This is a genomic window from Amycolatopsis eburnea, assembly GCF_003937945.1.
Taxonomy (GTDB): Bacteria; Actinomycetota; Actinomycetes; order Mycobacteriales; family Pseudonocardiaceae; genus Amycolatopsis; species Amycolatopsis eburnea.
Window position 1 is genome coordinate 233968 of the sequence record NZ_RSEC01000032.1, and the last position, 14808, is coordinate 248775.

General features: G+C 69.9%; 12 protein-coding genes. 4 read left to right on the forward strand and 8 right to left on the reverse strand.

The genetic code is table 11. The features are described 5' to 3' along the window. Positions 1-188: 188 nt before the first annotated feature. Positions 189-2042 carry an elongation factor G gene (locus EIY87_RS08765; protein WP_125307156.1) on the forward strand — a complete coding sequence of 618 codons (1854 nt, stop codon included), beginning with the start codon at positions 189-191 and terminating at the stop codon, positions 2040-2042. Here the strand turns inward: EIY87_RS08765 and EIY87_RS08770 are convergent. The 3 genes from EIY87_RS08770 to EIY87_RS08780 form a co-directional block, all read right to left on the reverse strand. After that, complete coding sequence (locus EIY87_RS08770) at positions 2039-2851, reverse strand: DUF1206 domain-containing protein (RefSeq protein ID WP_125307157.1); 813 nt, start codon at positions 2849-2851, stop codon at positions 2039-2041. The two genes, EIY87_RS08765 and EIY87_RS08770, sit on opposite strands and share 4 nt — an antisense overlap. Before the next feature lie 136 nt (positions 2852-2987). Continuing rightward, a complete protein-coding gene (locus EIY87_RS08775) occupies positions 2988-3413 on the reverse strand; it encodes a hypothetical protein (protein ID WP_125307158.1) in 426 nt (141 codons plus the stop codon). Between the two features lie 68 nt (positions 3414-3481). Further along, the gene (locus tag EIY87_RS08780) at positions 3482-4411 is read right to left on the reverse strand and encodes an esterase/lipase family protein (protein WP_125307159.1); all 930 of its coding nucleotides are present in this window, start codon (positions 4409-4411) and stop codon (positions 3482-3484) included. Positions 4412-4583: 172 nt separating this feature from the next. On the opposite strand from EIY87_RS08780, the gene EIY87_RS08785 reads away from it, so the two are divergent. After that, positions 4584-4772: a hypothetical protein gene (locus tag EIY87_RS08785; protein ID WP_191984018.1), complete on the forward strand. Its 189-nt coding sequence runs from the start codon at positions 4584-4586 to the stop codon at positions 4770-4772. Positions 4773-4818: 46 nt separating this feature from the next. Here the strand turns inward: EIY87_RS08785 and EIY87_RS08790 are convergent, their stop codons facing one another. After that, entirely contained in the window at positions 4819-5976 is a 1158-nt protein-coding gene (locus tag EIY87_RS08790) for an acyl-CoA dehydrogenase family protein (RefSeq protein ID WP_125307160.1), read from the reverse strand. A 114-nt stretch (positions 5977-6090) separates the two neighbouring features. Between EIY87_RS08790 and EIY87_RS08795 the strand changes: the two genes are divergently transcribed. Both EIY87_RS08795 and EIY87_RS08800 read left to right on the forward strand, forming a co-directional pair. Beyond that, positions 6091-7749, forward strand: coding sequence for a class I adenylate-forming enzyme family protein (locus EIY87_RS08795; protein ID WP_191984019.1), 1659 nt, complete (start codon positions 6091-6093; stop codon positions 7747-7749). A 143-nt stretch (positions 7750-7892) separates the two neighbouring features. Further along, entirely contained in the window at positions 7893-10454 is a 2562-nt protein-coding gene (locus tag EIY87_RS08800) for a pentapeptide repeat-containing protein (RefSeq protein WP_125307162.1), read from the forward strand. Positions 10455-10460: 6 nt separating this feature from the next. Here EIY87_RS08800 and purE read toward each other — a convergent pair whose 3' ends face one another. From purE to EIY87_RS08820, 4 genes are all read right to left on the reverse strand, one after another. Next, on the reverse strand, positions 10461-10958 hold the full coding sequence (gene purE, locus EIY87_RS08805; RefSeq protein ID WP_125307163.1) for a 5-(carboxyamino)imidazole ribonucleotide mutase: 498 nt from the start codon (positions 10956-10958) through the stop codon (positions 10461-10463). 14 nt (positions 10959-10972) lie between these two features. Then, on the reverse strand, positions 10973-12157 hold the full coding sequence (locus tag EIY87_RS08810) for a 5-(carboxyamino)imidazole ribonucleotide synthase (RefSeq protein WP_125307164.1): 1185 nt from the start codon (positions 12155-12157) through the stop codon (positions 10973-10975). Between the two features lie 111 nt (positions 12158-12268). Then, positions 12269-13477, reverse strand: coding sequence for a glycosyltransferase 87 family protein (locus EIY87_RS08815; protein WP_125307165.1), 1209 nt, complete (start codon positions 13475-13477; stop codon positions 12269-12271). After that, entirely contained in the window at positions 13452-14795 is a 1344-nt protein-coding gene (locus EIY87_RS08820) for a glycosyltransferase 87 family protein (protein ID WP_125307166.1), read from the reverse strand. Before EIY87_RS08820 ends, EIY87_RS08815 begins: the two co-directional genes overlap by 26 nt. Positions 14796-14808: the final 13 nt, after the last annotated feature.

The window sequence follows — 14808 nt, forward strand, 5'->3', positions numbered from 1 at the left end:
AACGCCCGGTCGAAGCATCGGAGGGTGATCGACAGGGAACCGACAGGGACCAGAAAAGCGTTTGGCGGCACCCGGCACGAGCGCTATCTTCGCCCTGACCTGCGCCGACGACCGTGAGGAGACCCCGATGCGCCGACAGACCGTCCGACCCGGCCTGTCACCCGCATCACAAAGGACTCCTCGCGACCGTGAAAACCCTGAACATCGGCATCCTCGCGCACGTCGACGCCGGTAAGACCAGCCTGACCGAGCGCCTGCTCTTCGAGGCGGGCGTCATCGACCACCTCGGCAGCGTCGACCGGGGCGACACCCAGACCGACTCGCTCGAGCTCGAACGCCGTCGCGGCATCACCATCCGGTCCGCGGTGGCGTCGTTCCGGACCGGCGACACCCGGATCACCCTGATCGACACCCCGGGCCACTCGGACTTCATCGCCGAGGTCGAGCGCGCCCTACGCGTGCTCGACGGCGCCGTCCTCGTGGTGTCCGCCGTCGAAGGCGTCCAAGCCCAGACCCGCGTGCTGATGCGCAGCCTGCGCCGGCTGGCCATCCCGACGCTGGTCTTCGTCAACAAGACCGACCGGGACGGCGCCCGCGACCAGCTCGGCGACATCCGCGCGAAGCTGGCACCGCGGGCGTTCGCGCTGCCCGCGACGTCGCCCGACGAGCTGGGCGAGCTGCTGGCCGACGGCGACGACGCCTTCCTGGAGTCCTATGTGGACAACCGGGTCGACGCCGCCGCCTGCCGAGCCGAGCTGGCCCGGCAGGTCGCCCGCGCCGAGCTGCACCCGGTGCTGACCGGCTCGGCGATCACCGGCGCCGGCGTCGCGGCCCTGGTGACGGCGATGGCCGAGCTGCTCCCGGCGACCGAGCGCACCGGCGACGGGCCGCTGGCCGCGACGGTGTTCAAGATCGACCGCGGCCGCGCCGGGGAGAAGGTCGCCTACGCCCGCCTGCACTCCGGCTCCCTGGCGCCGCGGCAGCGAATTTCCTTCTACCGCGGCGAAACCGAGTTCACCGGCCGGGTCTCCGCGGTCGAAGCCGCCGGTGAGGACGTCGCGCTCGCCGGGGACGTCGCCCGGGTGCGCGGCCTGCGCGAGGTCCGGATCGGCGACCGGCTCGGCTCCCCCGGCGCCGCCCGCGACCGCGTGTTCGCGCCGCCGAGCCTGGAAACCGTGGTCCGGCCGGTCCGCGCCGAGCAGGCGGCGGCGCTGTTCACCGCGCTGACCAGACTGTCCGAAGAGGACCCGCTGATCGACGTCCGCCGGTCCGGCCACGACGTTTCGGTGCGGCTCTACGGCGAAGTCCAGAAGGAGGTGCTGCGCTCGATGCTGGCCGACGGCGCCGGCATCGACGTCACCTTCGAGCGCACGCGCCCGCTGTACGTCGAGAAGCCGATCGCCCGCGGCGAGGCCGTCGAGGAACTGGATCCGGAGCAGCGGCTGTACTTCTTCGCGACAGTCGGGCTGCGGGTGGAGCCCGGTCCGGGAGTCGCGTTCGGACTGTCGGTGGAGCTGGGCTCGCTGCCGCTGGCGTTCCACAAGGCGATCGAGGAAACCGTCCACCGCACCCTCGAACAGGGACTGTACGGCTGGGAGGTGCTGGACATCGCCGTCACGCTCACGCACACGGCGTTCTTCAGCCCGCTCAGCGCCGCGGGCGACTTCCGCAAGATGACGCCGCTGGTGCTCATGGCGGCGCTGAAGGAAGCCGGCACGCGGGTGCACGAGCCGGTGCACCGCTTCGAGCTGGAAGTCCCGGTCAACGCCGTCAGCGCGGTGCTGCTCAAGCTGGCCGAGCTGCGCGCGGTGCCCGGCGAACCGGTCACCGCGAACGGGTCCTGCACGCTGCACGGCACCATCCCGGCGGCGCACGTCCACGAGTTCGAGCAGGCGCTGCCGGCGCTCGGCCAGGGCGAAGGCGTCTTCCTCAGCGAGTTCTGCGAGTACCGGCCGTACCCGGGGCCGCCACCGGTCCGGCCCCGGACCGGCGACAACCCCTTGGACCGCAAGGAATACCTGGCGCAGGTCGCCCGGCGTTAACGCTTGTGCGCCCAGGCCGCGCCGAAGCAGTACGCGCCGAACGCGGCGAGGCCGAGCGCCACCACGATCAGCAGCACGACGCCGAAGGGCTGGGCGGCGAGCGTCTTGAGCGCGGCGTCCAGCCCGCCCGCCTTGTTCGGGTCGGCCTGGAAGCCGGCGATGGCCAGGAGGATCGCGACGATCGCGAAGACCACGCCCTTGGCGAGGTAACCCGTGGCGCCGACCCAGCCGATCCAGCGCTTGCTCTTCCCCGGCAGCTCGGTCGTGTCGAGGTCTTCGAGGAACGTCTTCTTGGCGCCCTTCACCCCGGCGGCGATCGCGACCCCGAGCACGCACGCCGCGGCGACGACCACCAGCGCCGGCCCGGCCGGCAGCTGGAGCAGCTTGGCGGTGAACTCCTGCTGCTGCCGGCTGCTCGACCCGCCCCCGCTGCCGGTGGCGATCCGGAAGGCGCTGAAGCCGAGCAGGATCACGACGACGCCGCGGGCGGCGGCGCCGATCCGCTTGCGCGTCCGCTTCCCGCCGCTGACCCACTCGTACCCGGTGGCGGCCATCAGGAACTGCCAGAGGCCGAACAGGACCAGGCCGACGGCCACGATCCAGAGCAGGACCTGGCCGAACGCCGTCGAGCCGATCTGCTGCAGCGCGCCCTTCTGGTCGGCCTGCTCGCTGTCGCCGAACGCGACCTGCAGGGCCAGGTAGGCGATGACCAGGTGCACCACGCCGTAGCACGCCATGCCGATCCGGCCGAGCAGCTGCGTGGTGTCGCTCTTCTCGCCACGTTCGGCGGTGGCCTCTGTCCGGTTCATGCCCTCCCGGGTACCCAGTCCGAAGCGGAACCCGCTGGGCTGAGCGGCGCAATCCGGCGCGGCGATGGGACGACCGGGGCACGGCAGCGCGACCGAGCGGCTACTGGCCGGAGTCGGGGCGCACCCCGGCTCCGGCTCAGGCGGGCCGGCGCCGGACCTCGTCGAGCCGGGCCCAGCCGCCGTTGACGGCGAGCAGCGTCAGCACCTGCTCGGCCTGCTCGGCGAACCGCGCGAGGTCTTCGTGCAGCAGCGCGGCGCGCTCCCCGTCGAGCTGGTCGGCGTCGTCGAACCAGAGCGAGATCACCGACCCGGCCGTGACGGCGAGCCCCTGCGTCAGCCGGAGGAAGCCGTCCGACGGCTCAGCGGCGTCGGCGCGGTAAGCGGTTTCGATCTCGTCGCAGGCGGCGAGCAGTTCCCGCAACTGCCGGACGGCCCCGGCCGGCGTGCCGTCCCAGGCGGCCGTCGGCCAGGCGCGGTCGGACAGCTCGAGCCACAGCCGCCAGCCGGCGACCAGCTCGGCTTCGTCGTGGGGCGTCCAGGACGCCGGAACCGGCCAGTACATGCTTCGAGGGTGACACCGCCGGAGCGGAAAACCGCCCCGGCGGTGGGTTATGTCTCATGTGGCGAAACTCAGCTGATCACGGGCGGCACCGGCACGCACGGCGGCGTCTTGGCGTGCGCGGGGTCGAGCGCGTTGAGCACCAGCCCCTGCGCGACGGGGTCGTAGGTGATGCCGAGGTGGTCGGTGAAGTCGAGCCCGCAGACGTTCTGCAGCAGGATGTTCTTGACGTTCGGCTTGGTGGGCAGGAACGCGCTCGTGTACGGCGTGACGACGTCGTCGTACCGGGTCTGGATGACGGTGTACTGGATGCCGTCGACGGTCTCGCCCCCGGCGTTGAGGTCGGTGAGGAAGTCGGACCCGACGGCTTGTTCGTTGCACGCCTGGCAGACGGTCCCGAGCGCGGCGGGCACCCCCGGGATCCGTTCGAGGGTGCTGAGCAGCCCGAAGAGATCGGTCCCGTGGTTGGACGGCGACAGCCCGACGAGCCGGCTGATCTTGCTCGCGCCCCCGAGGTACTTGATCCAGTACCGGATGTTCATCCCACCCTGCGAGTGCCCGACGACGTCCAGCTTGCTCGCCCCGGTCCTGGCCAGGACCTCGTCCCCGAAGGCGGCAAGCGCTTTCGTGGTGTCGGCGACCGGCCCGACGGTCTGCAGGAAGGCCCCGGGCGCCCCGCCGAAGTTCCCGGCGAAGACGCAGTACCCGGCGTTGGCGAGCTTCTGCGACAGGTTGGCCCAGTTTTCGTAGGCGTTGGCGGTGGTCCCGTTGGACAGCAGCACGGGATTCGGGTGCGCGGCGGACGGCTTGCAGTCCCAGTCGTTCGCCCCGGGCGGCGCGATGGTGGGATCGGCCAGCGAGTAGACCGCGGCCGTGAGGATGTTCGGCTGCACGGGCCCGGAGCGCTCCCGTTCCGCGGCTTGACCGGTCCCGGCCCCCAGTACCAGTACCGCCACCGAGGCGACGGCCGCCGTGAGCCACCTGCGCGTCGTTGCGCCCATCCGTTTCACCTCTCTGTGAACCGATGGTGATCCGCGTCACCGCAGAGTTAACGCGCGAGTAACTTGTCTGGACACTCCCCCTGGTGAGTGATTTTCTTTCGGTGTTTGTGCTGGTAAGAGCACGACGGCAAACGGTTTGACGGCGAGCCCCTCGCGGCGGTTGGCTGCGGCCATGTCGAGGCGGCGGTACGTGGCGAGGGGCGTACCCGGCGGCTACCGCGTCTGGGACACCAAGGGCCGCCGCTGGTGGGGCGACCACTACGAGCTGTGCCCCGACGACCTGCTCGTCGAGCTGAACGGCGCCAAGGACCCCGCGAAGATCACCGCGCTCCTCAAGCGCCACCGGGCGCGGAAACGATGACGCCCCCGGCACCACTGGGGTGCCGGGGGCGTCGTTCGCGCGAGGGTCAGCCCTTGAGCAGGGCCCGCGCCATCACGACCTTCTGGATCTGGTTCGTGCCTTCGTAGATCTGCGTGATCTTCGCATCGCGCATCATGCGCTCCACCGGGAAGTCGCGGGTGTAGCCGGCGCCGCCGAAGAGCTGGACCGCGTCCGTCGTGACCTCCATCGCGATGTCCGACGCGTACGCCTTCGCCGCCGAGGCCATGAAGCCCGCGCGCTTGTCGCCGCGCTCCGAGGCCGCTGCCGAGGCGTAGACCAGGTGGCGGGCCGCTTCGATCTTGGTGCCCATGTCGGCCAGCATGAACTGGACGCCCTGGAACTCCGCGATCGCCTTGCCGAACTGGCGGCGGTCCTTCACGTACGCCACGGCCGCGTCCAGGGCGCCCTGGGCGATGCCCAGTGCCTGGGCGCCGATCGTCGGGCGGGTGTGGTCGAGGGTGCGCAGCGCCGTCTTCAGGCCGGTGCCCGGCTCGCCGATGATGCGGTCCTCGGGGATCGTGCAGTTCTCGAAGTAGATCTCGCGCGTCGGCGAGCCCTTGATGCCGAGCTTCTTCTCCTTCGGGCCCACCGAGAAGCCCGGGTCGTCCTTGTGCACGACGAACGCCGAGATGCCGTTGGCCTTCTTCTCCGCGTCCGGGTCGGTCACGGCCATCACCGTGTACCAGGACGACTCGCCCGCGTTCGTGATCCAGCACTTGGTGCCGTTGAGCACCCAGTGGTCGCCGTCGAGCCGGGCGCGCGTGCGCATCGACGCGGTGTCCGAACCCGCCTCGCGCTCCGAAAGCGCGTACGACGCCGAAGCCTCGCCCGACGCGATCGAGGGCAGCACCAGCTTCTTCACGCTCTCCGAGCCGGACAGGATGATCGGCTGGGTGCCGAGCTTGTTCACCGCCGGGATCAGCGACGCCGACGCGTCGACCCGCGCGACCTCTTCGATCACGATGCAGGCGCCGACGGCGTCCGCGCCCTGGCCGTCGTACTCCTCGCCGATGTGGACGGCGTTGAAGCCCGACTTGACCAGCGCGTTGTACGCCTCGATCGGGTAGCGCTCGTTCTCGTCGACCTCGGCCGCGTACGGCGCGATCTCCTTCTCGGCGAGAGCCCGGACCGCGGCCCGCAGCTCCTCGTGCTCCTCGGCAAGCTGGTACAGGCCGTCGGTCACTTCGGGTCACCTTCTCTGCAACGTCGGAAGAGTTCTGTCGATGTTAGCGCTCGTTCACAGCGGGTGGCGCCCTCGTCCTTGTGTCGTTGACCGCAGAATTCGTATGGTCGAGTGATGCCGCTCACCGCGCCGACGACGCCGCCCGGTTTGCCCGCCTCCCTCGACTACCCCGAAGTCCCCGTCGGTTCGATCCTCGCCGCGGGCGCCGCCCGCTGGGGCGACCGGACCGCGTTCGAGCACGACGGGCGCAGCCTCACCTTCACCGAGACGTGGGACGCCGCCTGCCGGTTCGCGCACGCGCTCGGCGCCCGAGGCATCGGCCGCGGCGACGTCGTGGCGCTGCACCTGCCGAACTGCCTCGCGTTCCCGGTCGCCTACTACGGGACGCTGCTGGCCGGGGCCACCTTCAGCCCGGCGAACCCGCTGCTCCCGCCGGACGACCTCGCCTTCCAGCTCACCGACTGCGAGGCCGCGGCCGTGGTGACGTTCGGCCCGGTCTCGGGCGCGCTGGCGAGCGTCGCCGACCGGATCCCGGCGCGGTTGACGGTCGTCGTCGCCCCCACCGGCGACCTGCCCGAGGGCGCCGTCGAGTTCGAGGCGTTCCAGGACGGCCAGCCGACCACGCGGCCCGACGTGGACATCGACGTCCACGAAGACCTCGCGCACCTGGCCTACACCGGCGGCACCACCGGCCGCTCGAAGGGCGTGCGGCTCACGCACCGCAACGTCGTCGTCAACACCCTCCAGCACGCCTGCTGGGGCTCCGGCTCGGTCCCGGCCCTCGACGCGCACGGCGACGTCACCCTCGACCAGATCGGCAGCGAGGACGAGTGGCCGACGCGCCTGGGCACCGGCGTCGCGATCAACCTGACGCCGTGGTTCCACGCGATGGGCATCATCGGCGGCCTGAACGCGGCGGTCCTCGCGGGCACGACGATCGTCCTGCACACGCGCTTCGACCCGCCGGCCTACGTCGCCGACGCCGAACGGCTGCGCATCACGGGCATCGGCGGCGCCCCGGCGCTGTTCGCCGCGCTGCTCGCGACGCCGTCGTTCCACACCGCGGACCTGTCGTCGGTCCGCTCGATCGGCTCGGGCGCGGCGCCGATGAACCACGCGATGATCACCGCGCTGCGCGACCGCTTCCCCGGCGTCGTCGTCAGCGAGGGTTACGGCCTCACCGAGGCGACGATGGGCGCGGTCATCTCACCGACGTACCGGTCGGGCACGCGCAAGGTCGGCTCGGTGGGCGTCCCGATCTTCGACACGGAGGTCAAGATCGTCGCGGCCGAGGGCGGCGAAGACCCCCTTCCGCCGGGCGAGAAGGGCGAGGTCTGCCTCCGCGGCCCGCAGATCATGCGGGGCTACCGCAACCGCCCCCAGGAGACGGCCGACGCCCTCGTCGACGGCTGGCTGCACACCGGCGACATCGGCGTCCTCGATGCCGACGGCTACCTCTCCATCGTCGACCGCAAGAAGGACATGCTGCTGTACAAGGGCTACAACGTCTTCCCCCGCGAACTGGAGGAACTGCTGGTGACGATGCCCGGCGTCGCGGCGGCCGCGGTGGTCGGCCGCCCGGACACCGAGGTCGGCGAGCTGCCGGTCGCGTTCGTGGTGCCGCGCGGGCCGCTGGACGCGGACGAGCTGATGGCCGCGGTCAACGAGAAGGTGCTGCCGTACAAGCGGTTGCGGGAGGTGCACGTGGTCGAGCAGATCCCGGTGTCGGCGGCGGGGAAGGTGCTCAAGCGCGAACTGCGGGAACGGCTGTGAGGTAACCGGGCAATATCGAATACGCATCGGACCCCCGGCGGCGTAACGAAATCCGGGTCGATCGCGAAGCGCTTCCGAAGCCGCGGCGAACTGCCTATCATGGCGGGGATCGCCACGTTGGTCCGCCGGCCGGGGGAATTCGCATGGAGCAGAAGTTCACGGCAATCAGCCTGCCCGCGGCAGTGCGCTGGCTTTTCGAAACCAACGGCTACGACGTCAGCGGACCCGTCGAACGCGGCGGTGTCGAAGTCGAGCTCGTCGCGACCCAGCTCTCCGGCTTCAGCGAGCAGAACGTCTACATCGAGCCCACGGTCCAGCAGGTCGACGCCTTGAGGTACGACGAGTACCTCGCCAAGCTGACGCCGTTCCGCAACGAACCCGGCGCGCAGCGGATGATCATTTCCCCGGCGGGATTCGCGCCGGGTGTCAAAGAACGGGCCGTCACCGAAGGAATTCTCACCTTCACCTACGACGAGCTGTTCGCGAACTTCGAACGGGTTCAGCCCTATCTGTCGTACATCCTGGGCGATTCGCGTCAGGCCAAAACCCTGCAGGCGCTCGACGAGGTCTACGAAGAGCCCAACTTCGACGACAAGTACGGGAACCAGTGGGCGACGCGCCACCTCACCGAATGGCTGCACGACGAGGACAAGGACCGGTCCTGGCTGATCATCGTCGGTGAGTACGGCACCGGCAAGACCGCGTTGACCGAGGTGCTGCAGAAGCGCTGGGCCGAGCTGTACCAGCAGGGCCTCAGCCCGCGCCTGCCCTTCCGGATCGAGCTGCGCGACTTCGCCAAGCAGTTCGACTCCCGCGGCCTGCTGCACCACTTCCTCGACCGGAACGAGCTGACCCACCTCCCGGTTTCCTTCGTCGAAAGCATGATCTCCAACGGTCGCGTCGTGCTCCTCCTGGACGGCTACGACGAAATGGCCCAGTACCTGAACGTGCGCGAGCGGCGCGCGTGCCTGGAGGCACTCGCGGACCTGGCGAGCAACGGGGCGAAAGGGATCTTGACGAGCCGCCCCAACTACTTCACCGAAGCCGAAGAGCTGCGGGTGTTCGAGGTCCTCTACCAGAAGCTGAGCGGGTCACACCGGCCGATGGACGTCCTGGACCGCGCGGTGGTCGAGCAGGAGCGCGAAGTCGACTCGCTGCTGGAGCGGTTCGTGCTCAACCGCGTGGAACGCAGCCTGCGGGACCTGACGTACGAGCAGACCATCGAACTGGTCCGCAGGCGGCTGAAGGACGACCCCGAAGGCGCGGAAGTGGTCACCGGGCTGCTGTCGAAGGTCTTCCGCAACGAGGAGGACCGGAACGTATCGCTATCCGGGAAGCCGGTGATCATCACCTACCTCCTCGACGTCGTCGAAGAACTGAAGAAGGACGACAACGAGGACCTCGAGCGGAAGATGTCCGAGTGGGACATCTACAACCTGATCGTGAACAAGCTCATGCTTCGCGACTGGGCGCGGACAGCGACCCTGTTCCCGACGGAACGGCTGCTCTTCCTCCAGAAACTCGCCCTGCACACGTCGATCAGCCAGCAGAAGAGCGTCAACGAAGCCAGTTTCCGCGAAGTCGTCCGAACGGTTTTCGAGTCGAAGATGACGAGGAAACGCATCGAAGGCGTCACCGACGCGGAAGATTCCCTCTTCGACGACCTCCGGTCCTCCACCACGCTCACCAGGAGCACCGACAAGTCCACCGCGCAGTGGCAGTTCTCCCACAACTCCCTGCGCGAGTTCCTGCTGGCCGGCTACCTCATCGACTGCCTCGTCGACGGCAAGCCGGAGCCGCAGTCCGTGCCGGTGACAGACACCATGATCACCTTCGTCAACTCGATGCCGGAGGAGAAGCTGCAGGAGGCGTACACGCAGCTCTCCGCCCTGTGGCCGTCGCGGAAGATGCACAAGGGCATCGATCAGATGCTCACCCTGCTCTGGGGTGCGAAGCGGCACAACGAACGCAAGAACCAGGGCGTCGCCGCCAGCCTGCGCGACCTCATCGGTGACAGCTTCGACCTCTCGAACTGCACGCTCACCGGTGTCAACTTCAGTTCGGGCGACGACGTCGACCTGCGCAACCTGAACGCGTCGAGCAGCATCATGACCGACACCGTGTTCACCGAAGTGAACCTGGCCGGCTCCAACTTCTCGGAATCCGCGATCGACGCGTGCGTGCTCACGAACGCCGACGTGAGTGGTGCCGACTTCTCCAACCTCCTGATGCTGGACACGGAGATCACCGGGCTGGTGTGCACCGGAGCGAACTTCACCAACCTCACCAAGGACTCGACGGCGCTGCTGAGGGTCGGGAAAGACCTCCACGTGCTCGACGCGACCAGGCTCCGGGGCTACCTGAAGCGGCGCGGGGCCGTCACCGACCCCGTCAACCCGTACTTCATGTACTGCCTGGACCAGAACTTCGACATCTGCGAGAAGATCTGCCGCGTCCTGCTGGACGGCGCGTGGCACCAGCGCCTCGGCTTGGAGCAGCGCGGCGCGTCCGAGCGCAACGTCCGGCTGGCCAAGAAGTTCGTCCAGTTCCTGATCTCCGTCGGGCACGTCCAGATCAAGAACGGCACCGGCGGCAAGCTCATCGGAACTACGCAGAGCGGCCGCCCCGTCGTGGCCCGGCTGAGCGAAAACGCCCAGATCGACGAGACGCTGCTGCCCTTCTTCGAGCAGAACCTGAGCCAGTAGCCGAACTCAGTGGCCGGTCTTCGCGCGCAGGGCCGCGTCCTTGTCGAGGACCAGCTTCTCCAGGTCCTGCTGGAACTTCGCCATCTTCGCGCGCAGGCCCTCGTCGGACGCCGCCAGGATGCGGACCGCCAGGAGGCCCGCGTTGCGCGCGCCGCCCACCGAGACCGTTGCCACCGGGACGCCCGCCGGCATCTGGACGATCGACAGGAGGGAGTCCATGCCGTCCAGGTACTTCAGCGGGACCGGGACGCCGATCACCGGGAGGACCGTGGCCGAGGCGACCATGCCCGGGAGGTGGGCCGCGCCGCCCGCGCCCGCGATGATCACGCGGATGCCGCGGGCCACCGCCGAGGTCGCGTAGTCCAGCATGCGCTGGGGCGTCCGGTGCGCCGAGTAGACGCCGACCTCGTACTCGACGCCGAACTCGTCCAGCGCCGCGCCGGCCGCCTCGAGGGTCGGCCAGTCCGAGTCGCTGCCCATGATCACGCCCACCTGCGGCGCCATACCCGTCACTCCCGTCAGTGGATCTCGTAGCCGTCGAGCCAGACGGCGTGGGACAGCCAGTGCGCCGACAGCAGCGCGCGGTTGCGCAGGTCGTCCATGCGCTCGCCGGTGAAGTTGACGTGCCCGAGCTTGCGCCCCGGGCGCTCCTGCTTGCCGTACAGGTGCACGCGGACCTCCGGGTACCGCGCGAACAGGTGGTGCAGCCGCTCGTCCGGACCCATTTCGGGCAGCTCCGCCGCGCCCAGCACGTTCGCCATCACGCACGCCGGCGCCACCAGGTCGGTGCGGCCCAGCGGGTAGTCGAGGACCGCGCGCAGGTGCTGCTCGAACTGCGACGTGCGCGAGCCGTCCATCGTCCAGTGGCCGGAGTTGTGCGGGCGCATCGCCAGCTCGTTGACCAGCAGGCCGGTGTCGGTCTCGAACAGCTCCACCGCCAGCAGGCCCGTGACGTCCAGCGTCGACGCCACCCGCAGCGCCAGGTCCTGGGCCTCGTGCACCCGGGACTCGGACAGCCCCGGCGCCGGCGCCAGCACCTCGGTGTTGATGCCGCCTTCCTGGACCGTCTCGACCACCGGGTACGCCGCACCCTGGCCGAAGGGCGAGCGGGCGACGAGCGCGGACAGCTCCCGCCGCATCGCCACCTTCTCCTCGACCAGCAGCGCCGTGCCCGCTTCGAGCAGCTCCGGCACCGTCTCGCGGGCGTGCCGCGCGGTGTCCAGCATCCAGACACCGCGGCCGTCGTACCCGCCGCTCGACGCCTTGAGCACGACCGGCCAGCCGTGCTCGCCGCCGAACGCCACCACGTCGTCCACTGTGGACACTTCGGCGAACGCCGGGCCCGGCACGCCGAGGCCCGCCATCATCTCGCGCATCACCAGCTTGTTCTGCGCGAAGCCCAGCGCCGACGGCGCCGGCCGGATGACGTGGCCCTCCATCGCCAGCGTCAGCAGGTGCTCGCCCGGCACGTGCTCGTGGTCGAACGTGAGCACGTCGACCGAGGCCGCGAACTTCCGCAGCGCGTCGAGGTCGGTGTGGTGCCCGAGGGTGACGTCGCCCGCGACGAGACCCGCGGCTTCGTTCTCCCCCGCGGCGAGCACGCGCAGGGACTGGCCGAGGGAGATCGCCGCCTGGTGGGTCATCCGGGCCAGCTGCCCGCCGCCCACCATGCCCACGACGGGCAGACCGGTGTTTTTGTCCATAGCGCCAGTCAGCCTACTGCGCCGATTTTTGACAATCCGACCGGCAGCCACGGCGGAAAGTGCGGTCAGTGGATCGGCGCCGGACCGTTCCGCCTGCTTTCGGCCGGATTGTCAAACTGTGACCACCTGGGGTGACCGCCGGACCAGGCGTAGCTCACGCGCCGCCAGCCCGAGGATCCCGGCCGCCGCCGCGAGCACGTAGACGTTGCCGAGGACCGACCAGCCCAGGCCCCAGGAGAACTCCGTGTCGCCGCCGTTGGGCACCAGCATCACGATCTGGGAGCCGAACAGCGCCGCCACCGCCGCCGCGGCCCACCACCGCGCCTTGACCACCAGCACCGTGAGCAACGGCACGCACCAGACCCAGTGGTGCGACCACGACACCGGCGACAGCAGCAGCCCGTAGAACGCCGTCACCAGCAGCGCCGCCGCGTCCTCACCGCGCCGGTGCAGCCGCACCACCAGCCACACCGCGGGCACCGCCAGCACCGCCGCCACCCCGACCGCCACCGCCAGCGACCAGGGCGCCAGCGCCGAAGCCCGGTTGACCAGCCCGTTGAGCGACTGGTTGAAGATCCAGTGCACCGACCCGACCCGGCTCGGGTCGGTCGCCGAATCCCGCCAGAACCGCGCCGCGTCGGCCGGGATGACCGCGAACATCACCGCTTCGAGCGCCACGAACGTGCCCAGTGCCCGCAGCCCGTCCTTCCACCGGCCCGTGAAGAACAGGTGCGGCACGAAGATCAGCGGGGTCAGCTTGATCGCCGCCGCCACGCCGATCAGCACGCCCGCCCAGCGCGAGCCCCTCGCCGACAGCACCAGGACGTCCAGCACCACGAACGCCATCAGTATCAAGTTGATCTGGCCCAGGAACAGCGTCTTCCACACCGGTTCCAGCGCCAGCGCGATGGCCGTTCCCGCCGGCAGCGCCCACCAGCTTCTTCCCAGAAGCGGCGAGCCCCCCGGCGACGACGAAACCACCGTGATGACGACCATAAGACCGACCACCGACAAAAACGCGATCACGCCCCACACCAGCCCGGACGGCACCAGCGCCAGCGGCAGGAACAGCGGCGCCGCGGCCGGGGTGTAGGTGAACGGCAGCCGGACCCAGTCCGGCAGCGCGGTCAGCACGTCGCGGGTGTAGAGCGGGTCGCCGTGCAGCAGCGTCAGCGCCCCCGCGCGGTAGACGGCGCTGTCCGCGCCCAGGTGCCAGCCCGCCAGCCAGCCGACCACCCCGAAAGCCAGTACGAGCAGCGCGATCCCGCCGGCGGCGAAGCGGCCGGCGCGCGCCTCAGACCCCGGCCGGGACGTCGACATCAGCGGCCGCCTTCTTCCGCGCCCGCCGCTGCAGCCCCCAGCGCAGGATCAGCGCGAAGGCCAGCACGACCGGCATCAGGATGTAGGCGTCCCCCAGCACGTTCTGCCACACCTTCCAGTGCAGCTCGACGTTGCGTCCGTTCGGCAGGATCAGCAGCACGCAGCTGACGAACACGAAGGCCACCAGCCCGGTCCCGACCCAGCGCTTCCACGCCGTCTTCGGGGTGGTCTTCGGCAGCCGCGAGACCAGCAGCACGATCAGCGGGATGACCCACACCCAGTGGTGGGTCCACGAGATCGGCGAGATCAGCAGCGTCCAGAACGCCGTGACCAGCAGCGCGGCCAGCGCCTGGCCCTTGCGGTGGAACCGCATGAGCAGCCACAGCGCCGGGATCGCGAGCAGGAAGCCGATGCCCATCGCCGCCTTCGACGCCCACGGCGCGAGGTCGGTGGCCCGGTTCATCAGCGCGTTCAGCGACTGGTTGCCCGCCCAGTGCACCGGCCCGATCCGGCCGGTGTCGGGCAGGGTGACGGTCCAGTACTTGGCCGCGTCGTGCGCGTTGATGAGGAACATCAGGCCCTGGAGCAGCACGAACGTCGCGAAACCGCGGATCGCGTCCATCCGGCGGCCGGTCACGAACAGGTGCCCCAGGAACACCAGCGGCGTCAGCTTGATCGCCGCCGCGACGCCGACCAGCACGCCGCCCCAGCGGCTCCCACGGGCGCCGATGACCAGCATGTCCAGCAGGATCATGGCCATCAGGATCAGGTTGATCTGGCCGAGGAAGATCGTCCGCCACACCGGCTCGAGACCGAGGAAGACCAGGAAGAACACGATGGTCGAGCGGGCGGGCGAGGCCCACCAGCGCGGGCCGTCGGCGGCCGGGCGGGGCAGGGCGCCGATCGCGATCCGGATCGACAGCGCCATCGCACCCAGCGAGACGGCGGTGATCAGGCCCCACGAGATCTGCGTCGGGAAGGCCGCGAGCGGGACGAAGATCAGCGCCGCCGTCGGCGGGTAGGTGAACGGCAGCAGCGCCCACCACGGCTCGTTGGGCAGCGTGTTGGCGTCGTAGAGGGAGTCGCCGTGCAGCAGCGTCAGCGCGCCCGCCCGGTACACCGCGCTGTCCACGCCGAGCACCCAGTCGTGCTGCCAGCCGTAGATGCCGTACCCGATCGCGACCAGCGGGATCACCGACAGGATCAGGATCGACCGCGGGCGGACGGACAGGCGGGCGAGTGACTTCCGCAGCGCCAGCCGGTGCTGGGAGCTGGCCACGACTTCGCCGTCGACGTCGGAGGGTACGGTCCTGGTCACCGCACCAGGAAAT